Source organism: Proteus sp. CD3, assembly GCF_008808075.1.
Classification (GTDB): domain Bacteria; phylum Pseudomonadota; class Gammaproteobacteria; order Enterobacterales; family Enterobacteriaceae; genus Proteus; species Proteus appendicitidis.
The window spans coordinates 2,968,632-2,993,417 of record NZ_CP019686.1 but is presented as its reverse complement, the minus strand read 5'-3'; the positions used below and the strand labels follow the sequence as shown (position 1 = coordinate 2,993,417).

The window sequence follows — 24,786 nt, the reverse complement described above, 5'->3', positions numbered from 1 at the left end:
AGTAGGGAATAATGAGTATAAGCTACCTTAAATTTCCAGAGATTGATCCCGTTATGTTTTCTATCGGCCCGGTGTCATTACACTGGTATGGTATGATGTATTTAGTTGGATTTGTCTTTGCCTTATGGCTTGCAAATCGTCGAGCTGCAAAACCGAATAGTGGTTGGAATAAAAATGAAGTTGAAACATTACTTTATGTCGGTTTTGTTGGTGTGTTTATTGGTGGCCGTTTAGGTTATGTTTTATTCTATAATCTACCTGTTTTTCTAAATGATCCTCTTTACCTCTTTAAAGTATGGGATGGCGGAATGTCGTTCCATGGCGGTTTAATTGGGGTTATTTGTGCGATGATTTGGTTTGCTAAACGCACTAAACGTAAATTTTTCCAAGTGGCGGACTTTGTTGCGCCGTTAATTCCATTTGGATTAGGGTTAGGTCGTATTGGTAACTTTATCAATGGCGAATTATGGGGACGTGTCACATTAGATACGCCTTGGGCCATTTTATTCCCAAGTTCTCGTTCTGAAGATCTCCAACTTGTTGCCCAAGATCCAACAACGTTACTGCCTATTATTCAAGAATATGGTGTTTTACCTCGTCACCCCTCTCAGCTTTATGAAATGCTGTTAGAAGGTGTGGTGTTATTTATTATTCTGAATATTTTTGTGCGTAAAAATCGTCCTGTCGGAAGTGTGTCGGGTTTATTCCTGATTGGTTATGGTGCATTCCGTATTATTGTTGAATTCTTCCGTCAACCAGATGCACAGTTAGGATTATTTGGTGGTGTGAGTATGGGGCAAATACTTTCAATTCCAATGATTTTGTTGGGTATTATTTTTATGGTATGGGCTTATCGTCAAGATAAAAAGACGCCACAAAATCCAACACCTACTCACAAATAGTGTGAGATAAATTTTTTATTATTAGCTAATTACAAGAGAGACAACATGAAGCAGTATCTGGCATTGTGTCAACGCATTATCGATGAAGGGCAATGGATTGATAATAAACGGACAGGAACCCGTTGTTTAACGGTGATTAATGCCGATCTGGAATATGATGTTGCGAGTAACCAATTTCCGCTAATAACAACACGAAAAAGTTTTTATAAAGCGGCCATTGCAGAACTGTTAGGGTATTTACGTGGCTATGACAATGCCGCTCAATTTCGTGAAATTGGCTGTAATACATGGAATGCCAATGCAAATGAAAATGACGCATGGTTAAACAATCCTCATCGTAAAGGTGAAGACGATATGGGGCGTGTATATGGCGTTCAAGGACGCCAATGGCAACGCCCTGATGGTTCTCATTTTGATCAACTGCGTAAAGTGGTAGATAACCTGACTAAAGGTATCGATGATCGTGGTGAGATCGTAACGTTCTATAATCCGGGTGAAACGGAACTGGGATGTTTACGCCCTTGCATGCATACACACACATTTTCATTAGTCGGTGATACGCTTTATTTAACCTCTTATCAGCGCAGTTGTGATGTACCACTAGGTTTGAACTTTAACCAAATTCAGTGCTTTGTTTTATTAGCGCTGGTGGCTCAAATTACAGGGCATAAGCCGGGTAAAGCATTTCATAAGATAATCAATGCACATATCTATGAAAATCAATTACCTCTAATGCGTGATGTGCAGTTAAAAAGAGAGCCATTGCCGTTACCAACATTACATATCAATCCAAAGATAAAAACGTTGGAAGATATCGAAACATGGGTAACAACGGATGATTTTACTGTTGAAGGTTATCAATGCCATGAAGCGATAAAATATCCATTTACGGTTTGATTTTCCTTTGTGTTTTAAAGCCTCTGTTTAGTGATAAACAGGGGCTTTTTTATTTCTATAACCTTTTTTCGTGTTTATTCTGAAAATACGGTTATTGCGTTGTTGTTCGAAAAAAGCACTTTCCTTTATTTACCGTTAGATGTTTTGTCTGCATTCTCTCAGTAGGTTAAAAAGGAGGAATAAATGAACAATAACATGGATATAAGCCTAAGTAGGGTGCATCAGCAAGAGAGCGAATTTGGAATAAGCCTACTTGAAATGCTTATTGTCATGATGATCGCCTCGATTTTAAGCTACTTATCAATCACCACCTATCAGCAATTTACTCACCAACGTCAATTGATACATAGTGTACGTGAAACGATTGCTTTTCTTTCTTATCAGCGACAACAAGCGCTATTGTTTAATATAAAAATTAAAATATCGTTTCATTTATCGCCCAGTAATAAACTCATCGCGATCCCGTTATCTCTACAGCATTTACCTGAAAAACAAACTATTTTTCAATTAGCTTCTGGTGTTCAACTTAAGCCGTCAACAGTTTCAAATTTTACGTTTGGAGGGACTCGTCAAACCTTAAGACCAATGAGTTTTGTGCTTCAAAGTTCAGAGGGTGAAGTGAAAATTGTGATTTCATCTTTAGGCAGAATAAGAGCATGTAGCCAGAAAATTAAGGCATTCTCGCCATGTTAAAGCGGTCAATATTTTCATTTTCATCTGGCATGATGTTGATGGAATGCCTCTTTGCTATCGCGATAAGTGGGATTTTATTTCTATCTATCAGTTGGGCTTTTCCTCAAATCATGAACACATTGATCCATTCTTACCAACAGCATCAATTAGATATCTTTTTAAGAGAAAGGTTATTGGTGCTAGAAACACAACTAAGGCGAACGGGATATTGTCATGATGATTGCGCCAATGTATCGCAGCCAAAAGCGTTGCATATTTCACCATTAAAAATAGGACAGTATTCTTATCAAGAAAAAAATAGCTGCATTATTTTTGCTTATGACGTAAATGGCAATGGTCGCTGGGATGCTCCCTCTTCAAAAGAAAGTGATTATTTTGGATATCGTCTTAAAAATGGACAACTAGAACAATTAAGAGGAGTAAAAAATTGTACTTCTTCAGGATGGCAACGATTCTTCGAAAGTCATGAGATTGAAGTGACTGAATTTATTTTACGCCCTTATTCAAGGCAACATCTTATCAACAAGAAACCATTTTTTTATCTTTCGGTTTCTTTAAAATTTCATTTAAAACAATCCCCTGCTATCAAATTGCATTATAAGAATGACATTAGGCTAAGGAATGTGACCAGGTTATGAGTATTAATACAATTCACAATAAAAATGAGCAAGGATTTGCAAGTTTACTTGTCGTAATAGGGTTTATTGTTATGAGTTTATCGGCAATTGGAAATTTTGCTTATCATTACAGACAGTCTCAACAAATAGTGATGCAAGAGTTACAAGCTCGACAGGCTTTTTTATTTGCTGAATCTGCCTTGGTGTGGGGAATAAAACAGAATTGGGAAATTTTATCGCCACAGCTAAATAAATGGCAATGCCGTTATTTTCATGCAAATCCTAAAATAAAAAGCTGTTTATTTTTGATTTCGTTAGAAAAGGGTTTGTTGCAAGGACAGGCAGAAAGTGTAAATAGTTATAAAATATATCATTATCAATGGGTTGATTTTTTGAATGACAAAAATAAATCCATTGTTGCACATCCAAATGGATGGCTAGATTATTGCCCCTTAGTGCATAAGGAGTGTGTGTTATAGATAATATTCAAAATAAATCAGAAAGTGGCTCTATTTTACTTAACGCAATGTTTATATTGCTGTTTTTTAATATTAGTTTTGTCGCTATTATAGGGTATAGTCAATCATTAAAAGCTGATTTTCAGCAGTTAATTCAAATTCAGCAGGCAGGGCAGGAACTTTTTGTTTTATTTGAACAAATGTCCGATAAATCCCCTGATTATTTCGCATCTAACCCTAAAATAATGACGCGTTCACTTTTACAGTCTGAAGGTTGTCAGCAAATAGAAGGTTATGTTGCCAATAATGTATTACCCGAAATAAAGCTGTATTACTGGTCATGCTATTAATAAGATGAGGATCTGATGTTTCATATATATCACTCAAATCAGTTGTCATTGCTAAAGTCACTTATGGTGCACTTTATGCAGACCAGACCACTTTCTTCTCCTTTTGAACAAGAAGTGATCCTTGTACAAAGCCCCGGAATGTCTCAGTGGCTGCAAATCCAGCTTGCCGAAAGTTTGGGTATTGCTGCTAATATCCGTTACCCATTACCAGCAACTTTTATTTGGGAAATGTTTACTCGGGTATTATCAGGTATACCTAAAGAAAGCGCTTTTTCTAAAGATGCCATGACATGGAAATTAATGGCATTGCTGCCCGAATTTTTGCCTCATGAAGAATTTAAACCCTTACTGCATTACCTTGATGATGATGAAGATAAACGTAAACTTCATCAGTTAGCAGGGCGTGTAGCTGACTTATTTGACCAATATTTAGTTTATCGTTCAGATTGGTTAGCTTCGTGGGAAAAAGATGAGCTAATCGAAGGGTTGAGTGAAAATCAACACTGGCAAAAAATATTGTGGGTGGCATTACAGCAATACACAAAAGATCTTAATCAACCTCAATGGCACCGTTCTAATCTTTATCAGCAATTTATTTCGACATTGAATAATGCAAAAGAAGGGGAGCTTCAACACTGTTTTCCTCCCCGTATTTTTATTTGTGGGATTTCAGCGCTACCTCAAGTTTATTTACAGGCATTACAAGCGATAGGGCGTCATACCGAGATTTATTTACTCTTTACCAATCCTTGCCGTTACTATTGGGGAGATATTCAAGATCCTAAATTTCTCTCTCGTCTTAATAGCAGAAAACCACGCCATTATAAGCAATTACATGAATTACCATGGTTTAAAGACGAAAAAAATGCGTCTTCGTTATTTAATGATGATGGCGAGCAAAATATCGGTAATCCGCTATTAGCGTCATGGGGAAAATTGGGTAAAGATAATCTTTATTTCCTCTCTGAACTTGAATATACCGATGTGTTAGATGCGTTTGTTGAGATCCCAAGAGATAATTTACTTCATCAATTGCAAGCGGACATCCTTGATTTAGAAGATTTTTCACAATTAGGTACAACACTTGAAACTTATGAATATAGTGAAAATAAACGAGTCATTTCGCCAGATGATCACTCACTGACTTTTCATGCCAGCCATAGCCCACAGCGCGAAGTGGAAGTGTTACAAGATCAATTGCTGCATTTGCTAGAGCAAGATCCTGAATTATTACCGCGTGATATTATCGTGATGGTTGCGGATATCGATAGCTATACACCTTATATTCAAGCTGTGTTTGGTAATGCGCCTTCAGAACGTTATCTTCCTTTTGCTATTTCAGATAGAAAAGCTCGTCAAGCGCACCCTGTATTACAGGCTTTTATTACATTGCTAGAGCTTCCTCAAAGTCGTTTTACTGCCGAACAAGTGTTGGCACTGCTTGAAGTACCTGCTTTAGCAGGGCATTTTTCTATTTTTGAAAATGAACTAAAGTTACTACGTCGTTGGGTTGATGAGTCAGGCATACGCTGGGGATTAGATGATGAAAATGTGGCTTCATTCTTATTACCAATCACGGGCAAAAATACATGGGAATTTGGCTTACTGCGCATGTTGCTTGGCTATGCGATGGAAAGCGAAAATGGTCCTTGGAAAGGTGTGCTTCCTTACGATGAATCCAGTGGATTAGTTGCGGAGCTTGCAGGGCATCTCGCTGATTTTCTTTATACATTAAGTGATTGGCGTACACGTTTGAGCGAAACGCGTTCATTAGAAGCATGGCTAGAAGTTGGACAACAATTAGTTGATGCCTTTTTTGAGTCTGATGAAGAAACGGAATTAGTGTTAGCGCTTATTATCCAACAATGGCAAAAAGTGATTGAAAATGGATTGAAAGCGCAATATCAAAATGAAATTCCGCTAGTCCTTATTCGTGATGAATTAACAGTACGGTTCGATGATGAAAAAATCAGTCAGCGTTTTTTAGCCGGTAGCGTTAATTTTTGTACATTAATGCCTATGCGCTCCATTCCTTTTAAAGCAGTGTGTTTATTAGGTATGAACGATGGTATTTATCCTCGTAATATTCAGCCGCTAGGGTTTGATTTAATGGCAGAAAAACGCCGTCGTGGTGATAGAAAACGTCGTGATGATGACCGCTATTTATTTCTTGAAGCACTTAGCTCAGCTGAAAAATACCTTTATATCAGTTATATCGGAAAATCGATACGTGACGATCGAGAATGTAATCCATCAGTCTTAATCAAAGAGTTACAAGATTATATTGGACAAAATTTCCGTTTGCCGGAGGATGGTGAACTCAATGTTGATGACAGCGCGACTCGTATAAATCAGCATTTATTAACACAACATAGCCGTGTTCCTTTTGCTCAAGAAAACTTCCGAATAGACGCTTCCTTCCGTTCTTATGCCTCTGAATGGTTGCCTGCGGCTAGTGGACAAGGTGAGGTTCATCAAAGTTTTACCGAGCCACTTAATGACGATGACACAATAGATAAAGTCTCTGTTGATGCGCTTGCACGTTTTTATCGACATCCTATTCGTGCATTCTTCCAACAAAGATTAAAAACAAACTTTGTTATCGAAGAAACAGAATTACCTGAAGAAGAGCCATTTGTGATAAATGCCCTTCAGCGTTATCTATTAAATCAATGGTTATTAAAAGCATTAATTGATCAAACCTCAACAGAAGCTTTGTTTGAGCGTATCAAAGCCGCAGGACAACTTCCTGCCAGTGCATTTGGTCAAATTTATTGGGAGCAGCAAATAGAAGAGTTACTTCCTTTAGCTGAAAAGATAAGAAGTGAACGATTAGCCACACATTCTGTCACATTAGAGCAAAGCTTTAGTGCAATGCCATTGATTGGTCGTTTAAATGAGGTACAAGCTGATGGTTTATTACGTTGGCGACCTGCCAGCTTAACAGCTAATGACTTATTGCAGCTGTGGATTGAGCACCTAGTTTATTGTTTAAAAGAGGGAACAGGCGAGAGCCGATTCTACGGCAGAAAAGAGACTCAATGGTGTTTATTACCCGTTGATCCTGAAGTTGCCTATTCAACATTAGACAAGTTAATCAGTGACTATAAACAAGGGTTAAATAGCCCATTAGCGCTATTTGCGAAAAGTGGTTGGGCTTGGTTACAAGCTTGCTATGATAAAAAATCACAAGAGTTTTTACTTGATGATGAAGAGACCCTTGAAAAAGCAGAATTAGTACTGATGCAACATTTAACGGATAGCTATAATCGAGATGGTGAAATGAACGACATGTATGTTCAGCGTGCTTTCTCTCAATTAGACGAGCCTTTTTTACAAACGGTCAAACAGACGGCATTAACCATATTTAAACCAATAATTCCATTTCTAAAAAAATAAGGGAGCTCATATCAGATGAGAAAATACTGCTCGCAACTATGGATCATGTTGCTATTGATGCTAGTGAGTATCAATAGTTTTGCGGCTGATCCACTCTGGCAAGTATTGCCTGATAGTATTGAAAAAAGTGAGAGCGATCCACGACAATATCAAGCGATCAAACTACCTAATGAAATGACCGTATTACTGGTTTCTGATGAAAAAGCAGTTAAATCATTAACAGCGGTTGCATTACCTGTTGGTGCATTAGAAGATCCAGATAGTCAGCAAGGTCTTGCGCACTATTTAGAACATATGGTGCTAATGGGATCGGCTAAATACCCTCAATCAGGCAGTATGTCTGAATTCTTACAAAAGAATGGCGGCTCTCATAATGCGAGTACAACGACTTATCGCACTGCATTCTATTTAGAAGTGGAAAATAGTGCTATTAATGAAGCGGTTGATCGTCTTGCTGATGCTTTAGCTGAACCTTTACTTGATCCTAAAAATGCAGATCGTGAACGTAATGCTGTTAATGCAGAATTAACAATGGCGCGTGCGCGCGATGGTATGCGTTTTTGGCAAGTCAGAGCAGAAACTTTAAACCCATCACATCCAAGTTCTCGTTTTATGGGCGGGAATCTAGAAACATTAAGTGATAAGCCAAATAGCAAGCTTCAAGATGAGTTAATAAAATTCTATCAAAAACACTACTCTGGCAATTTAATGAATGGGGTAATTTACAGCAATAAATCACTTGATGAATTGTCTAAATTAGCTGCAAACACTTTCGCTCGTATCCCGAATAAAAAGGCAGATGTGCCAGTCACCACAGTACCTGCTATGACGGATAAAGAAAAAGGGTTAATGATCCACTTAGTACCAGCGCAACCGCAAAAGACTTTACAAATTGAGTTTGGTATAGATAACAACGTTGCTGATTTTCGCAGTAAAACTGACGAATACATTGGCTATTTAATTGGCAATCGTAGCTCAGGCACTTTAGCAACATGGTTACAAGACCAAGGTTTAGCCGAAAATATTAGTGCGTTCTCAGAGCCATATATCGATCGTAACCAAGGCTCGTTTACCATTTATGTTTCGTTAACCGATAAAGGGTTAGCGCAAAAAGATAAAGTGATTTCCGCTATCTTTTCGTACATTCGTTTAATTCAAACAGAAGGTATCAGTCAGCGTTATTTTGATGAAATTGCGAATGTATTAGATCTCTCATTTCGTTATGGCTCTATTGTAAGAGATATGAATTACATAGAAGGCATTTCGGATATGATGCTACGTTATCCAATCAAAAATATTCTAGATGCAGACTATATTGCTGATAATTATCAACCTTCAGCTATTCTTTCTCGTCTTGATTCTCTTACACCAGAGAAAGCACGTATTTGGGTAATAAGCCCTAATGAACCTTCTAACAAACAAGCCTATTTTGTTAATGCGCCTTATCAGGTTGATAAAATCACAGATAAGCAATTAAAAACATGGCAAACATTATCAGATGATATTTCATTATCACTGCCAGCACTGAACCCTTATATCCCTGATAATCTTTCATTGATTGATGCGGACAGCAAAATCACCAAACCACAATTATTGTGGCAAGATAAAAGCGCTCGCTTGTTTTATATGCCATCGCACTATTTTTCTGATGAGCCTAAAGCCAGTGTGACATTAAGTTTAGTGAATAAAAAATCAGACATTACTGTTAAGCAACAAGTGACACAAACCTTAACGGATTATCTCGCTGGTTTAGCATTAAGTGAATTATCTTACCAAGCGTCTGTTGCTGGAATGAATATCTCATCCTCATCAGGACAAGGTATTGATTTTTCAATGAATGGTTATACGCAACATTTACCAGAACTCGTTAATGCGACACTGAAAAGCTATATGAGCTTTGAATCAACTCAAGAAGAGTTGGATCAAGCTAAATCTTGGTATCGTGAACAACTTGAAGTGACTCATAACTTAAAAGCTTTTGAAGCCGCTATGTTACCGGCTCGTCGATTAAATACGATCCCGTACTATGAAGAAGCCGAAAAACTCAAAGCATTAGAGTCAATTACACTACAAGATATTATTGATAATCGCCGTGACGTAATTAAAAATGCCGCACTTCAAGCGCTGATTATTGGTAACTTAACACCAGAGCAAAGCCGCGATATTGCTAAATCTGCACACGAATTATTAGGTAATCAAGGCACAGAATATTGGATCGGTGAAACATTAGTATTCAATAAATTAAATGCGGTTGAATTCCAAAATAAATCGAAGAGCACAGATAACGCATTAGGGGAGCTTTATATCCCAACTGGCTATAGCCGTCTTGAAGGTCAGGCAATTTCTTCAGTGTTATCGTCTGTTATCAAGCCTTGGTTCTATGATCAATTAAGAACAGAAGAGCAACTTGGTTATGCTGTATTTGCTTATCAAGCCACTATGGGTGAGCAATCAGGTATCGGCTTTTTACTACAAAGTAATGCAAAACCACCAGCCTATTTAAATCAGCGTTATAACGCATTTTATCAACAAGCTTACGAGCGTTTGAAAAAAATGAACGAGGCTGATTTTAATCAGTATAAACAGGCGATTATTACCGAAGTTAAACAGCCACCTCAAACGTTCTATGAAGAAGTTTCTCTTTATCGAAATGACTTCCATCGTAATAACTTAAAATATGATGGACGTGAAAAATTCTTAGCGGAGCTTAATAAAGTAACGTTAAAACAAGCTATTGAGTTTTATGAAAAAGCAATTATAAAACCAAACGGCTTTATTTTTGTTTCTCAAATTATTGGTAAAGATGGCAAAGATGCTGATTATGCCGAAAATAAACAATGGAAACGTTATGCTACGGTAAGTGAATTACAAAAAACCTTACCTGTTGAGGAAATTAAAGAGTGAGTGAAGTGATACAGGCACAGCCATTAAACCCGTATACACTTCCTTTGTACCAAAGACGCCTCATTGAGGCGTCAGCGGGAACGGGGAAAACTTATACCATCGGGTTGTTGTATTTACGGTTGCTTCTTGGATTAGGCGGAGAGTCTGCATTCTACCGCCCTCTCAATGTTGAAGAGATTTTAGTTGTGACATTTACGGATGCGGCGACAGATGAATTACGAGCCCGTATTCGTAAAAATATTCATGAACTAAGACTTGCCTGTATCCGTCATGATGTTGAAAGTAGCGATCATACTTATGATGAGTTACTTAAACAGATCCCTAATAAAGAGCTGGCTGCACAGTGGTTGTTAGAAGCCGAACGACAAATGGATGAAGCGGCTATTTATACCATTCATGGCTTTTGCCAACGTATGTTGGCAAACAATGCATTTGAATCAGGAGTCTTGTTTGAACAAGTCTTGATCCAAGATGAATATGAGCTAAAAAAACGGGTATGTGCTGACTTTTGGCGACGGCACTGTTATCCACTTTCTTATGATGTTGCTAATGCCGTAAGCCAGATTTGGTCTGGCCCTGAACAACTGCTTTATGAAATACAGCCTTATTTACAAGGTGAAATGCCTGAAATTGAAGGTGTGGCATTAGACAGTGAAAATGAATCAGTCAAAGAGCGTCATCAAGCGGTTATTGAAGCCATTAACAAGGTGAAAGCGCGTTGGCATGAACATCATCATGAAGTTGAAGCATGGATAACCGCTTCAGGTGTTGATAAACGTAGTTATAGCAGTCGTTTCTTACCCAAATGGATTGAAGAAATTACTCTGTGGGCGTCAACATTAGAAACGAAAAGCTATCAATTACCTGATTGTTTAGTTCGTTTTTCTCAAGAAACGCTGAATGAAAAGGCAACGAAAGGTCCCGCACCAGAGCATATTCTTTTTGTTGAAATTGAACGATTAACAAAGCAGAGCCTGACTCTGCGAGATGTTATTCTTGCCAACGCGATCCCTGAAATACGCCAAGGCATTGAAAATGAAAAGATGCGTCGTGGTGAAATGGGATTTGATGATTTATTAACACGTTTAGACAGAGCATTGAAACGTGAAGGTGGTGAGGCTTTAGCGCAAGCTATTCGTGAACGCTACCCAGTTGCAATGATCGATGAATTCCAAGACACCGATCCCCAACAATACCGTATTTTTGATGCCATTTATGGTGAGCATGAAAACAGCGGGTTATTGTTTATTGGTGATCCTAAACAGGCAATTTATGCATTCCGTGGTGCGGATATTTTTACTTATATTCAAGCCCGAAAGCAGACATCTCATCACTACACATTAAATACTAACTGGCGCTCTGCACCGGGTATGGTGAATGCAGTTAACAAGCTTTTTATGCGCTCCAATGCGCCATTTTTATTTGAGCATATCCCTTTTATTGAAGTAAGTTCGGCTGAAAAAAACCAAGACATGGTCTTTATTTACCATGATAAACCGATTTCGCCTGTTAATTTTTGGCTTGCTGAAGGCGAAAGTGTTTCTACGGGAAATTATGAGCAAATCATGGCAGCGCAATGTGCCGCACAAATTCGTGATTGGTTATCCGCAGGGGATCAGCAACAGGCTTGGCTGATTGAGCAAGGCGCAAAAAAAGCGGTTACATCTGCGGATATTATGGTACTGGTGCGTAGCCGTAGAGAAGCGATATTGGTCCGTGATGCACTGAATTTGCTTTCAATACAATCTGTATTCTTATCCAATCGTGAAAGTGTATTTGAAACCAATGAAGCTAAAGATCTACTTTGGTTATTACAAGCGGTTGTCACACCGGAGAAAGAACGTGTTTTAAGGGCATCTTTAGCCAGCCAATTATTTGGTTTTAGCGCAAAGCAAATTGATGATCTGAACCGCAATGAGGCACGCTGGAATAGATACGTGGAGAAATTTGCTGATTACTATGTACTATGGCAAAAGCGTGGTGTTTTACCCATGTTGCGTAAGATCATGATGGATAATCAAATTGCAGAAAATTTACTCGCAAGTATTGATGGTGAGCGCCGACTTACAGATATCATGCATATTGGTGAATTATTACAAGAAACTTCATTACAACTTGATAGTGAACACGCCCTTATTCGTTGGTTAGCACAACAGATCTCTCATCCTGATGCACAATCTGAAAGTCAACAAATGCGTTTGGAAAGCGACCGAAATCTTGTGCGAATTTGTACTATCCATAAATCTAAAGGTCTTGAATATCCTATTGTTTGCTTACCTTTTGCTTGTAATTACCAAGAACAAAAAGGGGCGCTTTATCATGACAGAGAAAAATTTCACGCGAAATTAGATATTTTCAGCCGACCTGAAAGTTTACGCTTAGCGGATGAAGAGCGCTTGGCTGAAGATTTACGCTTACTTTATGTGGCATTAACACGATCTAAATTCTGCTGTTATGTTGGTGTTGCGCCTCTGGTTAAGGGGACTAAACGTAAATCAGGGCTTACCGATCTGCATAAGAATGCTTTAGGGTATTTATTACAGCAGGGCGAGGAAGGCAATAGTGAATTATTGCATCAATCAATTCACGCTTTATTAGATGATAATATCAGTGTAACAACGCTTGATAATATATCAGCACATCGCTATCAGCCTCAATTAATGGCTGAAACAAAACTTGAAGCCGCTATATTTAAACGTCAGATCCATGATAATTGGCGTATAACGAGCTATTCAGGATTAACCTATCAGCATTCAAATCGCGGTTATCATTTTGATTTAGGTGATATTGAGGCTTTGGTGCAATCTATCGCACCGGGGCTTGATACAGATGCTAAAGGTGAAAAGCAACAAGGAGAGGTTGATGAAAATTCTATTCATCATTTTCCTCGAGGTGCAGTAGCAGGAACATTCTTACATAGTTTGCTGGAAGTATTAGATTTTTCGCAGCCTATTGATGAGCTGTGGATGCAAGAACAATTGACGGCCCAAGGCTTTGATGAAAAGTGGGCGACTCTTTTAGTGACATGGATGGAAACGCTATTTCATACACCGCTTAATTCTCAAGGATTGTGTCTTGCTGATATCCCAAAATCACAACAACTTGATGAATTGCAATTCTATTTACCTATTGAGAAAGAAGTATCATCAGCCCAATTGACTCAATTAATTAGTCAGTTTGATCCTCTATCAAAACGTTGTCCTGCTTTGCAATTTCAACAAGTAGAAGGAATGCTAAAAGGCTTTATTGACTTAGTCTTTTCTTGGGAAGGTAAATACTATGTTGTGGATTATAAATCGAATTGGTTAGGTGAATCGAGTGAGGATTACACACAAGAAGCGATGATGAATGCAATGATGGATCATCGCTACGACTTGCAATATCAACTCTATACCTTAGCGTTACATCGTTTTTTACAGCAACGTATTCCTGATTATGATTACCGAACTCATTTTGGTGGTATTTATTATCTTTTTTTACGGGGTATAGATAAAGAACATCCCGGAAATGGGGTTTATGCCTATTTGCCTGATGAAGCTTTTGTTTTGGCGTTAGATTCATTATTTGCAGGTAAAACAAGCAAACCCGATGTAGTCGGTGAGAAATAAAAATGATCAAACTATTAGAACAAGCGATTACACAAAACTTACTACGACCTTTAGATCTTCGATTTGCACAAATGCTGGTTGAAGATGAGAACCCAATTTTACTGTTTTTATTTGCTTATTTGAGCGCTCAAACTGGCGCGGGGCACGTTTGCTTACCATTAAACATTATTCAAAAAGATCAACTGTTTGATGGTAGGCAAAAAGAGTTTTCACAAGAGATTTGGCAAAAAATGGGTAAGCCTTCGGCTAAAAAAATAGTAGAAGAGTTGACCCATTGTCATTGCGTTAGTCAAAGTAGCGATGATCTTCCTTCTCCGATTATTTTAGATAATGAACTTCTTTATTTACAAAGAATGTGGAGCTATGAAGAGAAAGTTGCTCAATTTTTTAGGCAAGAGCACACCATTGTTGATATTGATGAAAATGAATTAATTAAGGTGCTCAACCAGCTTTTTCCCGTCACGAAAGAAAGCCAAGAAACAAATTGGCAAAAAGTGGCTGCCAGTGTTGCTATTACAAGCCCTATTTCTATTATTTCAGGCGGTCCCGGAACGGGGAAAACCACAACAGTGGCTAAAATTTTAGCGGCTTTTGTGATGCTCACATCGAATGAAAAGCCGATTATTCAATTAGCGGCTCCTACAGGTAAAGCGGCTGCGAGATTAACGGAATCTTTAGGAAAGGCGTTGGCGCAACTTAATTTAAGCGAAGAAGAAAATAAGTGGATGCCAAAGCAAGCACAAACTATTCATCGTTTATTAGGCGCTCAGCCTGAAAGCCAGCAAGTGCGTTACCATAAAGATAATCCATTACAGCTTGATATTTTAGTTGTTGATGAAGCCTCAATGGTTGATTTACCCATGATGGCGCGCTTGATTGATGCACTCCCATCAAAATGCCACGTTATTTTCTTAGGTGATAAAGACCAACTTGCTTCTGTTGAGGCGGGGGCTGTATTAGGTGATATTTGCCGTTTTTCTGAAGATGGTTTCAGTCAAAAAAGGTTTGATCAGATTAATCATTTAACTCAAGGTGAATTGGTTAAATCTACGGATATTATTCCTGTTTCTCAAACGCCAGTCTCTGTCGTCAGTGATTCTCTGTGTCTATTACGTAAAAGCTATCGTTTTGGTGAAGATTCAGGGATAGGGCAACTTGCTTTTGCGGTTAATAAAGGACAAACCAAAATAGCGATTGCGTTATTAAAAAAGGCTGAGGTTAGCCCGCAACAGCTTGAAATAGCATTAGCGCCTCAAGATGTGAGCTTTATTGCTTTAGAGTCAAAAGAAAGCTATTTACTGATGATACAAGATGCCGCTAATGCCTATCGAGAGTATCTCACTTTAGTTTCTCAAAAAGCATCACCTGATATTATTCTTAATGCATTTAACCAATACCGTTTATTGTGCGCACGAAGAGAAGGTCCTTTTGGTGTGAGTGGTTTAAATGACAGAATTGAGATGTTATTGCATCGCCAGCGATTGATCCGTCGCCCTACAAACAGTTATCAAAGTGATTATATTGGTCGCCCCATTATGATCCAACGAAATGACAGTACATTAGGTCTGTTTAATGGTGATATTGGTATTATGCTCAATAACGATGAAGGTGAAATGAAAGCGTTTTTCCAACTACCGGATGGAAAATTGAAAGCGATCCAACCTAGCCGATTACCACAGCATGAAACTGCGTATGTAATGACGGTGCATAAATCACAAGGTTCGGAATTTACCCATACTGCATTAGTACTCCCCGATAAATTTTCACCTGTTGTGAGTCGAGAATTGTTATATACCGCATTAACCCGCGCTAAACAAAAGCTTTCTCTTTATGCTTCAGAGTCTATGGTGAAAATGGCAATACAAACGCGTATTCAACGTCGAAGTGGATTAATTGATAAATTACGTTATTAGCTGTTAGCTAATCGTGGAAAATAATAAAAGACAGGCATTGAGAGGGATACCTGTCTTTTTTTGTGCTTGGTAGTTACTCTTTATGTAAGTCTAGGATCAAAATTTTAGAACGGCGTTGGTAATTATAAAGAGCTTGTTTTTCAATAGGGAGTTTATCAATTTCAGCAGGTTCAAATCCTTTTTCTTGAAACCAGTGTATGCTACGAGTTGTGAGAACAAACAGCTTTTCTAATCCTAATTGCTTAGCATGTGCTGAAATGCGTTGTAGCAAGACCTCGCCACGACAAGAGCTGCGATAATCTGGATGTACTGCAACACAAGCCATTTCACCAATTTTTTCTGATGGGTAAGGATAAAGCGCTGCGCATGCAATAGTCATATTATCGCGTTCAATAATAGTGAATTGGTCAATTTCAACTTCTAATTGTTCTCTTGAACGTCTGACTAAAATACCTTGCTGTTCTAATGGGCGAATAAGTTCGAGTATGCCACCAATATCATTAATATTTGCTCTACGAACTTTTTCTGCACTCTCCATGACGATTTGAGTACCAATACCATCACGAGAGAATAATTCTTGAATAAGCGCACCATCAGATTGATAACTTAGTAAGTGGCTGCGTTCTACACCACGACGACAGGCTTTAACCGCTCCCCGTAAGAATCTTACTGTGCCTGAATGGTAATCACCTTCTGTTTGTAGCTCTTGAATTTTATCTTCAGCTTGATTAGGTAGCAGCTCAGAAACAATGTGGCCTTCTTCATCGATAACACCTTGAAATGAGCAAAATCCGATCAGTTTTTGTGCTTTAAGTTTTATCGCAAGCTGGGTTGCCACTTCTTCTGAGGTGAGATTAAAACTTTCACCTGTAACAGACACTGCAACTGGGCCAATTAATACAATAGCATTACTGTCTAACTGGCGGTGAATGGCTTCTTCATCGATACGACGAATTTTTCCGCTATGACAATAATCAACGCCATCATCAACCCCTAATGGCTGTGCGATAACAAAATTACCACTAACAACATTAATATGCGCACCTTGTAATGGCGTATTGCTTAAACTCATTGAGAGGCGAGCCGTAATATCCAATTGCAATGTGCCCGCAGCTTGTTTAACGATTTCTAAGGTTTTACTATCTGTGATACGCGTATATTTATGATAAATCGGAGATACTTTTTGTATTTCAAGCGCAGTGTCAATTTGTGGGCGAGCGCCATAAACAACCACTAAACGAATGCCTAGGCTGTGTAGTAACCCAATATCATTAATGATAGATGGGAAGTTTTCGTGAGCAATGGCTTCGCCACCCAACATAATGACAAATGTTTTGCCTCTATGTGCATTAATATACGGAACCGAGTGGCGGAATCCATCAACCAATTCGGTGCTACGCTCTTTCATAAAACCCTCTCAAGTGAATTTTTATTCTAATTTAATGTATTTTTATTCTTTTTGGAGAGGAATGGCAAGTAAAATCCTATCTTATTGTTTTCCCTGAAGGCAGAATATTCGTGTAAAAGTGAGTAATTGTGCTGTTTTTAAGTGACAGTGAAGTGTGGATTGGGTAAAGTTTTTTGTTCTTAACTTTTTTTATCTCTTTTTAGAGTTTATTGACGTTAATCGTTTTTTTGGAATATTTTCATGAGTCATTCTGAGCACAATCAAACTCGTCGTCGTCTTGTTAAAGGAATTGGCGCGTTATTATTGTTAAGTGTTAGTCCTGTTGGTCTTGCTGCCACAGCATCGATTGTTGCTGTGAGGGTTTGGCCTGCCTCGACTTATACTCGCGTGACTATAGAATCCAGTACGCCACTGAAATATCGTCAGTTTGCATTATCAAACCCTGAACGTATTGTGGTGGATTTAGAAGGTATTCAACTCAATAGCGTATTGAAAGGTGTCGCTAATCAAGTTCAGACTAGCGATCCGTATTTAAAACTTATTCGCGTTGGCCAAAATACACCTAAAACAGTACGACTGGTATTTGAAGTAAAAACGCCTGTACAACCCCAAATGTTTACGCTGAAACCGGTGGCTGAATTTAAAAACCGTTTGGTGTTAGATTTCTACCCAAGCCATGGTGCTGATAAGGAAGACGATCCTCTCTTAGCGCTATTGCGTGAATATAACGACGGTGATTTACAACAAGCTGTACCAGCGCAAACCGACACGCGTAAACCGGGTCGAGCGGGGCGAGATAGACCTATTATTATCATGATCGATCCAGGTCATGGCGGGGAAGATCCGGGCGCAATTGGTAAATATAAAACGCGTGAAAAAGATGTGGTTTTACAAATTGCTCGTCGCTTAAGAACGCTTATTGATAAAGACGCTAAAATGAAAGCGTATATGACACGTAATGAAGATGTCTTTATTCCATTGACAGTACGTGTTGCTAAAGCGCGGAAAATGCAGGCAGATTTATTTGTTTCTATCCATGCTGATGCGTTTACAAACCGCGCTGCGAGAGGTTCATCTGTTTTTGCATTATCAAAAACGGGCGCAACCAGTAATACGGCACGTTATCTTGCTCAAACACAAAATGAGTCTGACTTAATTGGTGGGGTAAGTAAAAGCGGCGATCGTTATGTTGATCACGCCATGTTAGATCTTGTGCAAACTGCGACAATTAATGACAGCCTAAAATTTGGTAGCGAAGTACTTAAGCTCATGGGTGGGATTAATAAACTGCATAAAAATAAAGTCGATCAGGCAGGTTTTGCGGTATTAAAAGCGCCAGAAATTCCATCAATACTGGTTGAAACGGCCTTTATCAGTAATATTGAAGAAGAGAAAAAGCTGAAAACAGCCAAGTTCCAGCAACAAATTGCTGAATCTATCTTTAAAGGGATCAAAGCTTATTTTGCCAATGGCGGTGAATTAACCTTAGCTGATCGTAGCTAATCTTTCTCTATCTCCTTTTCTTATAGCCCAGTAGAAAGCCAATATCATGCGCTTTCTATTGGCATTTTTATTGTATTTTCAACACAATAAATCTATCTAATACAATATATTATTGAGATAAAATAAATTTTATTTAGTAAATCTATGAGGGATAAAATTAGGTTTGTAAATTAAGAGAGAAAATAAAATAAGAGGAAATCTTGAAGAGAAATTGGTTGCGGGAGCTGGATTTGAACCAACGACCTTCGGGTTATGAGCCCGACGAGCTACCATGCTGCTCCATCCCGCGACTGAATTGTTGTTTATAGAATTGGTTGCGGGAGCTGGATTTGAACCAACGACCTTCGGGTTATGAGCCCGACGAGCTACCATGCTGCTCCATCCCGCGACTGATACTATAACTTACTGCTTTGTGAATTGGTTGCGGGGGCCAGATTTGAACTGACGACCTTCGGGTTATGAGCCCGACGAGCTACCAAGCTGCTCCACCCCGCGTCTCCACAGAGGGGCACTATACTCAGGATCTGCTGAGTTGCAAGTTTTTTATGAAATTTTTACAGTTTTCTTTTAAAAACGGTCAGAAATAACACATCAAGATGCAAATTTAGGCAGTTATACTTGTCATACTTCAAGTTATTGAGAGTTGTTTAAAAGTCATATTGATTGGGTGATAATAGAAAGCCTTAACAATTAGCATATTCATATCTTTATTGATTTTGCTTTGGTATCTTTCTAACTCAAAATCAACACTCAAATTCAGTCATTAAGCGGGTCAAAAATGGTTACTTGGCGAAAATCGTTAATTTTAGGTATGTTAGCGCTAGCTTTGACAGGATGTCATCGTCCAACAGAGCAAGGGCAACAGTATAAAGATGGAAAGCTTAAGCAAGATCTCATTGAGGTAAGCTCGCCAAATACGCAAGGTACACCGATTAATGGTCCTGATTACTTACAACAAGTAAACCAGATAAACCAAACATCATCCCGCTTATACAATAGCAATAAAGAGACTTATCAGGCGGTAGAAAACTGGTTACGATCTGGTGCAGATACACGCCAATTACGTCAATTCAATCTTTCTGCATTTCAAATGGAAGGCGTCGATAAGTACGGTAATGTTCAGTTTACTGGATATTACACCCCTGTTCTTGAAGCTCGTTTAACGCAACAAGGTGAATTCCAATACCCTCTTTATAAAATGCCGGCTAATAGTCGTTCAAAATTGCCTTCTCGTGCTGCTATTTATAATGGTGCATTAAGCCAATCTTTAATTGCAGCTTACAGTAACTCCATTATGGATAATTTTATGATGGAAGTTCAGGGAAGTGGTTATGTTGATTTTGGTGATGGTAAACCTTTAACGTTCTTTGGTTATGCGGGGAAAAACGGGCACCCTTACCGTAGTATTGGCAAAGTACTTATTGATAATGGCGAAGTAGAAAGAAAAGATATGTCGATGCTTGCTATTAGAGATTGGGCTGATAAGCACAATGATGCTGAAGTCAGAAAATTATTAGAAGAAAACCCGTCATTTGTGTTTTTCAAACCAGAGCCTTTTACACCAGTCAGAGGCGCTAGTGCTATTCCTCTTGTTGCACTTGCTTCTGTGGCTTCCGACAGAAGTATTATTCCTGCCGGAACGGTGCTGCTTGCTGAAATTCCTGTACTTGATAATAGCGGTAATTTTACAGGTGAATACCAAATGCGTTTAATGGTGGCATTAGATGTAGGTGGGGCAATTAAAGGGCATCATTTCGATATTTATCATGGAATTGGTAAAGATGCTGGTCATATGGCAGGTTTTTATAATCATTATGGGCGTGTTTGGGTATTAAAAAAATCACAACTTAACTTATTAAACCCAGCGCCATAAAAACGATTTACTATTTATCTGTTCATTATTAACGGTAAAATGATGCAAACGACATGGCTATGGATATTAAGAGCCGTGATTATTTCTGTTATTTAGGTTGTTATCGCATTATGCAAAATTCATTATCAGATTCATATTTACAACGCTTTTCTGGAATAGGGCGACTCTATGGGCAAAAAGCGTTGTCTTATTTTGCTCAGGCTCATATTTGTGTCGTGGGTATAGGTGGGGTCGGTAGCTGGGCTGCTGAAGCATTAGCACGTAGTGGTATTGGTGCTATCACCTTAATTGATATGGATGATGTGTGTGTGACTAACACTAATCGTCAAATACATGCGTTGAAAGAAAGCGTGGGCCAGCCTAAATGTGATGTGATGAAACAGCGTATTTTAGCAATCAATCCAGAATGCAAAGTGACGAGTATTGATGATTTTGTCACGGTTGATAATGTCGCTGAAATGATGAATAACAACTTTGATTATGTCATTGATGCCATTGATAGTGTAAGACCAAAGGCTGCATTATTAGCTTATTGTCGTCGTTATAAAATTCCGGTGATCACAACGGGTGGTGCTGGTGGGCAAATTGATCCAACACAAATCCAAGTGGTTGATCTAGCAAAAACAATTCAAGATCCTTTAGCGGCTAAATTAAGAGAGCGTTTGAAGTCTGATTTTAATGTCGTAAAAAACAGTAAGGGAAAACTAGGGATCGATTGTGTTTTCTCAACAGAGCAACTCGTTTATCCACAAGGAGATGGTACGGTTTGTGCCGCTAAAAGTACCGCAGATGGTGTGAAACGAATGGATTGTTCAGCTGGCTTTGGTGCCGTAACGATGGTAACGGCGTCGTTTGGTTTTATTGCGGTGTCTCATGCTTTGAAGAAGATGTTAGCAAAGGCGCAGCGTACTGGTCATATTTAAAGTATTCGCACTAGTCACATACTGATATATGCTCCTAGCGACTCATTCGCTTGTCGCCTAGCTACATCTTGAATTATTTAGAGTATAAAACTTAATACTGAGAGGTGAGTGATTTTAATCGCGCGACAATTGCATTCACTCCGTCAGTACGAGATTGGCTAATTTGATTAGCCAATCCTAATTGATCAAAAATCGCTAACATATCGATATCAGCTATTTCTTGCGCTGTTTTATTTTCAACAGAGGCTAAAATAATAGTCAGTAAGCCTTTTACAATACGACCATCACTATCGCCATAAACATGGTATTTGCCGTCATTATTTAATTCGACACCTAGCCACACTCTGTTCTCACATCCCTTGATTTCTTTTTCTGTTGTTTTTAATTCATCAGGTAATGCGGGCAATTTACGAGAAAGTTGAATCAATTGGCGATATTTATCTTCCCATGCTTTTGATTTTTGAAAATCATTAAGCAAGATATCTAGAGTAATTTCATTGCCAAAAGGATGCTGTGTTGTAATGTTGGTCATGATGATTATTCGTCTTTTAAGAGTGTTAACGCAAAAATAACAGCGTCAATAAAGGCATCAATATCAGAAAGTTGATTATAAGGCATAAAAGAAATACGTAAACAGCCTGAAATATTTAATGAATCAATAAGGGGCTGTGCGCAGTGTTGCCCTGTGCGTAATGCAATGCCTTTCTCTGTGATTAATGTTGCTAAATCACTATGATGAATACCTTCAAAATTGAAAGAAACAACTGATGAGTTGGCGGCTCGGTAACTGATAAACCCATTTAGCTCACTCAGACGCTTCTCTGCTTCTTCTGCAAGCTCTAAAGTATATTGATTAGCAAGGTGCATATCTTGCTTTTCTAACCATGCTAATGTGGCTGAAAATGCAATAACACCCGCAACATTAGGTGTTCCAGCTTCAAAACGCTGAGGAATTGGGGCTGGAGTAAAACCTTCGAATGTTGCGTTAGTCAGCATCTTTCCACCACCATGCCAAGGTGTCATGTTCTCTAAGTGTTCTCGTTTGCCATAACAAATGCCCAATCCATTAGGACCATAAAGTTTATGAGCAGAAAAAACATAGAAATCGATATCAAGTGCTGTGACATCTGTTGGGTGATGCGCAATACCTTGCGCTCCATCGACAACCAGTAAGCAATTATCGTATTGATGAACGCATTGGGACACTTTATCTAATGCGATTTGAGCGCCTGTCACATTCGACATTTGGCTAACAGCAACAATTCGTGTCCGCTTATTGATTAAAGCATTTAAGCTATTAATTGAAGGTAAAAAATGATCCTCAATAGCCCAACGGATCACTCGTGCGCCAGTTTGTTCTGCCAGTATCAACCAAGGAATAAGGTTTGCATGGTGCTCTTGCTCACTAACAATGATTTCATCACCTGCTTGTAAGCGTGGGCGAAAATAACCTTGAGCAATAAGGTTGAGTGATTCTGTGGTGCCTTTTGTCCAAATAATCGTATCACTATCAGCACTATTGATTAAGTCGGCAACCTGTTGACGTGTCGCTTCATATTGTTGCGTTGTCTCTTTAGCGTGCTGATATTGGCTACGGTGAACCGTCGCAAAATTATGGCGATAAAACGCATCAGAAGCTTCTATCATGGCAAGAGGTTTTAATGCAGTTGCTGCACTATCGAGATAAATAGTCTTTTCTTTAAGAGCAGGAAATTGTTGTCGAAATAAATCAGGTGAAAATGCGTTCATAGTTAGGCTGTAATAGTAGACGAATAAATTTTCGTGATTTGTCGTTAAAAATAGGGCATATAGATTATACGGTTAATTATATTTATTTATAACGGAAACCTAAGGGCATCCGTTTGTAATGCGCGATTAGACCCATAATAACACGATTAAGATGATGAAAGTTCACTCAATAAAAAATCACTGAGATCAGATTAATATCCTATTTTTTGTTGTTTTAATTTATTGGGGATCATCTGTGGTGAGTTTTTTTAGAATAATGATGATAATTTCATTATAAAAAATGGATGAAAACATCAAAATAGTATGTGAGAGTAATTAAAAAGTAGAGAAAAATAGGGAATAAAAAAAGCACCGCCTTGGCGGTGCACTATAAAATCACTATGGACAGACAGGGTAAATGTACAGGAAGTGAAAAAAAACAGTAGCATCGGCTACTAAGTCTGGAATTTCCAGACAACTTGCAAACACAACATCACAACCACAAAGCCAAAAGTTTTGCAGTATTGCTACTACACAACTTTTCGTTCCGGCTTAGGAAGTGCGCTTACTATAGGTATTTACTGGCTAATCATCAAGGGACAAATTATAATGCTTCGCATAAAAAAAACTAATGATGAAAGTTAGGGTCTACTAATAGCCAAAATAGGGGTTTAAGAACCGAATATGTCTAAACGTTTACCGCCATTAAATGCGCTTAGGGTTTTTGATTCAGCGGCACGTCATTTAAGTTTTACTAAAGCCGCTGAAGAATTATTTGTGACACAAGCAGCAGTGAGCCACCAAATTAAAACATTAGAAGAATTCCTTGGGCTAAAATTATTTAGAAGACGCAACCGTTCCCTTTTATTAACCGAAGAAGGGCAGAGTTATTACCTCGATATTAAGGAAATCTTTTCATCAATTAACGAGGCAACTCGCAAATTATTAGCTCGAAGCGCGAAAGGTGCGCTTACCGTTAGCCTTTCCCCAAGTTTTGCTATTCAATGGTTAGTACCGCGGCTATCTGGATTTAATCAAGCTTATCCGGGAATTGATGTACGAATTCAGGCTGTTGATAGAGAAGAAGATAAGCTGGCTGACGATGTTGATGTCGCCATTTTTTATGGTAGAGGAAATTGGACTGGGTTACGTACAGACCGCCTTTATGCTGAATATTTGATACCTGTTTGTGCGCCATCTTTACTTACAGGTGAAAAACCACTAAAAACCCCATCCGATCTGATTTATCATACACTGCTACATGATACATCTCGTCGAGATTGGCAAGCTTATGTACGTCAGTTAGAGATACAAAATCAGATAAATGTGCAACAAGGACCTATTTTTAGCCATAGTTCAATGGTGATACAGGCGGCTGTACATGGACAAGGCGTTGCATTAGTTAATAATGTAATGGCACGTAGTGAAATAGAGTCAGGTCGATTAGTAAGACCTTTTCCAGATGTCCTTGTTAGTAAAAATGCGTTTTATTTAGTTTGCCAAGATAGTCAGGCTGAATTGGGTAAAATTGCGGCTTTTCGCCAATGGATTTTATCTCAAGCAGCGAATGAGCAAGAAAAGCTAGGTTTACTGACATCATCTTAATATTG

The 24,786-nt window shown here is 38.6% G+C and carries 17 protein-coding genes and 3 tRNA genes; 14 read left to right on the top strand and 6 right to left on the bottom strand.

Features of this window, described 5'->3' with window-relative positions; genetic code table 11:
• Positions 1-11 precede the first annotated feature (11 nt).
• The 10 genes from lgt (at position 12) to recD (ending at position 15,741) form a co-directional block, all read left to right on the top strand.
• Positions 12-902, top strand: coding sequence for a prolipoprotein diacylglyceryl transferase (gene lgt, locus BTA34_RS13425; RefSeq protein WP_151436000.1), 891 nt, complete (start codon positions 12-14; stop codon positions 900-902).
• 45 nt (positions 903-947) lie between these two features.
• Complete coding sequence (locus BTA34_RS13420) at positions 948-1,799, top strand: thymidylate synthase (protein ID WP_151435999.1); 852 nt, start codon at positions 948-950, stop codon at positions 1,797-1,799.
• Positions 1,800-1,982: 183 nt separating this feature from the next.
• Positions 1,983-2,492 (top strand): potassium:proton antiporter, encoded by a 510-nt coding sequence (locus BTA34_RS13415; protein ID WP_265576090.1) that lies wholly within the window; start codon positions 1,983-1,985, stop codon positions 2,490-2,492.
• A complete protein-coding gene (locus BTA34_RS13410) occupies positions 2,486-3,130 on the top strand; it encodes a prepilin peptidase-dependent protein (protein WP_151435998.1) in 645 nt (214 codons plus the stop codon). The genes BTA34_RS13415 and BTA34_RS13410 overlap by 7 nt, the downstream gene beginning before the upstream one ends.
• Positions 3,127-3,588 carry a DUF2509 family protein gene (locus tag BTA34_RS13405; RefSeq protein WP_151435997.1) on the top strand — a complete coding sequence of 154 codons (462 nt, stop codon included), beginning with the start codon at positions 3,127-3,129 and terminating at the stop codon, positions 3,586-3,588. The genes BTA34_RS13410 and BTA34_RS13405 overlap by 4 nt, the downstream gene beginning before the upstream one ends.
• Positions 3,576-3,917 (top strand): hypothetical protein, encoded by a 342-nt coding sequence (locus BTA34_RS13400; RefSeq protein WP_265576089.1) that lies wholly within the window; start codon positions 3,576-3,578, stop codon positions 3,915-3,917. The genes BTA34_RS13405 and BTA34_RS13400 overlap by 13 nt, the downstream gene beginning before the upstream one ends.
• 15 nt (positions 3,918-3,932) lie before the next feature.
• Positions 3,933-7,316, top strand: coding sequence for an exodeoxyribonuclease V subunit gamma (recC, locus tag BTA34_RS13395; protein ID WP_151435996.1), 3,384 nt, complete (start codon positions 3,933-3,935; stop codon positions 7,314-7,316).
• Positions 7,317-7,331: 15 nt separating this feature from the next.
• A complete protein-coding gene (gene ptrA / locus BTA34_RS13390) occupies positions 7,332-10,220 on the top strand; it encodes a pitrilysin (protein ID WP_151435995.1) in 2,889 nt (962 codons plus the stop codon).
• Positions 10,217-13,828, top strand: coding sequence for an exodeoxyribonuclease V subunit beta (gene recB, locus BTA34_RS13385; protein WP_151435994.1), 3,612 nt, complete (start codon positions 10,217-10,219; stop codon positions 13,826-13,828). The genes ptrA and recB overlap by 4 nt, the downstream gene beginning before the upstream one ends.
• Positions 13,829-13,830: 2 nt before the next feature.
• The gene (recD, locus tag BTA34_RS13380) at positions 13,831-15,741 is read left to right on the top strand and encodes an exodeoxyribonuclease V subunit alpha (RefSeq protein WP_151435993.1); all 1,911 of its coding nucleotides are present in this window, start codon (positions 13,831-13,833) and stop codon (positions 15,739-15,741) included.
• 73 nt (positions 15,742-15,814) lie between these two features.
• On the opposite strand, the gene argA is transcribed toward recD, so the two are convergent.
• Positions 15,815-17,149: an amino-acid N-acetyltransferase gene (argA, locus tag BTA34_RS13375; RefSeq protein WP_151435992.1), complete on the bottom strand. Its 1,335-nt coding sequence runs from the start codon at positions 17,147-17,149 to the stop codon at positions 15,815-15,817.
• 240 nt (positions 17,150-17,389) lie between these two features.
• Between argA and amiC the strand changes: the two genes are divergently transcribed.
• On the top strand, positions 17,390-18,652 hold the full coding sequence (amiC, locus tag BTA34_RS13370) for an N-acetylmuramoyl-L-alanine amidase AmiC (protein ID WP_151435991.1): 1,263 nt from the start codon (positions 17,390-17,392) through the stop codon (positions 18,650-18,652).
• 212 nt (positions 18,653-18,864) lie between these two features.
• Here amiC and BTA34_RS13365 read toward each other — a convergent pair.
• The 3 genes from BTA34_RS13365 to BTA34_RS13355 all read right to left on the bottom strand — a co-directional run bounded on the left by BTA34_RS13365 (position 18,865) and on the right by BTA34_RS13355 (position 19,147).
• A tRNA-Met gene (locus tag BTA34_RS13365) sits at positions 18,865-18,941 on the bottom strand.
• A gap of 22 nt (positions 18,942-18,963) precedes the next feature.
• Positions 18,964-19,040, bottom strand: a tRNA-Met gene (locus BTA34_RS13360).
• A gap of 30 nt (positions 19,041-19,070) precedes the next feature.
• Positions 19,071-19,147 (bottom strand) — tRNA-Met (locus BTA34_RS13355).
• Between the two features lie 283 nt (positions 19,148-19,430).
• Between BTA34_RS13355 and mltA the strand changes: the two genes are divergently transcribed.
• Both mltA and tcdA read left to right on the top strand, forming a co-directional pair.
• Positions 19,431-20,525, top strand: a complete 1,095-nt coding sequence (gene mltA / locus BTA34_RS13350) for a murein transglycosylase A (protein ID WP_151435990.1) — start codon at positions 19,431-19,433, stop codon at positions 20,523-20,525.
• Between the two features lie 110 nt (positions 20,526-20,635).
• Entirely contained in the window at positions 20,636-21,448 is an 813-nt protein-coding gene (gene tcdA / locus BTA34_RS13345) for a tRNA cyclic N6-threonylcarbamoyladenosine(37) synthase TcdA (RefSeq protein WP_151436772.1), read from the top strand.
• Between the two features lie 91 nt (positions 21,449-21,539).
• On the opposite strand, the gene csdE is transcribed toward tcdA, so the two are convergent.
• Together csdE and csdA are read right to left on the bottom strand one after the other, a co-directional pair.
• Entirely contained in the window at positions 21,540-21,980 is a 441-nt protein-coding gene (gene csdE, locus BTA34_RS13340; RefSeq protein ID WP_151435989.1) for a cysteine desulfurase sulfur acceptor subunit CsdE, read from the bottom strand.
• A 5-nt stretch (positions 21,981-21,985) separates the two neighbouring features.
• A complete protein-coding gene (csdA, locus tag BTA34_RS13335) occupies positions 21,986-23,197 on the bottom strand; it encodes a cysteine desulfurase CsdA (protein ID WP_151435988.1) in 1,212 nt (403 codons plus the stop codon).
• Between the two features lie 663 nt (positions 23,198-23,860).
• Here csdA and BTA34_RS13330 point away from each other — a divergent pair.
• The gene (locus BTA34_RS13330) at positions 23,861-24,781 is read left to right on the top strand and encodes a transcriptional regulator GcvA (protein ID WP_023582728.1); all 921 of its coding nucleotides are present in this window, start codon (positions 23,861-23,863) and stop codon (positions 24,779-24,781) included.
• Positions 24,782-24,786: the final 5 nt, after the last annotated feature.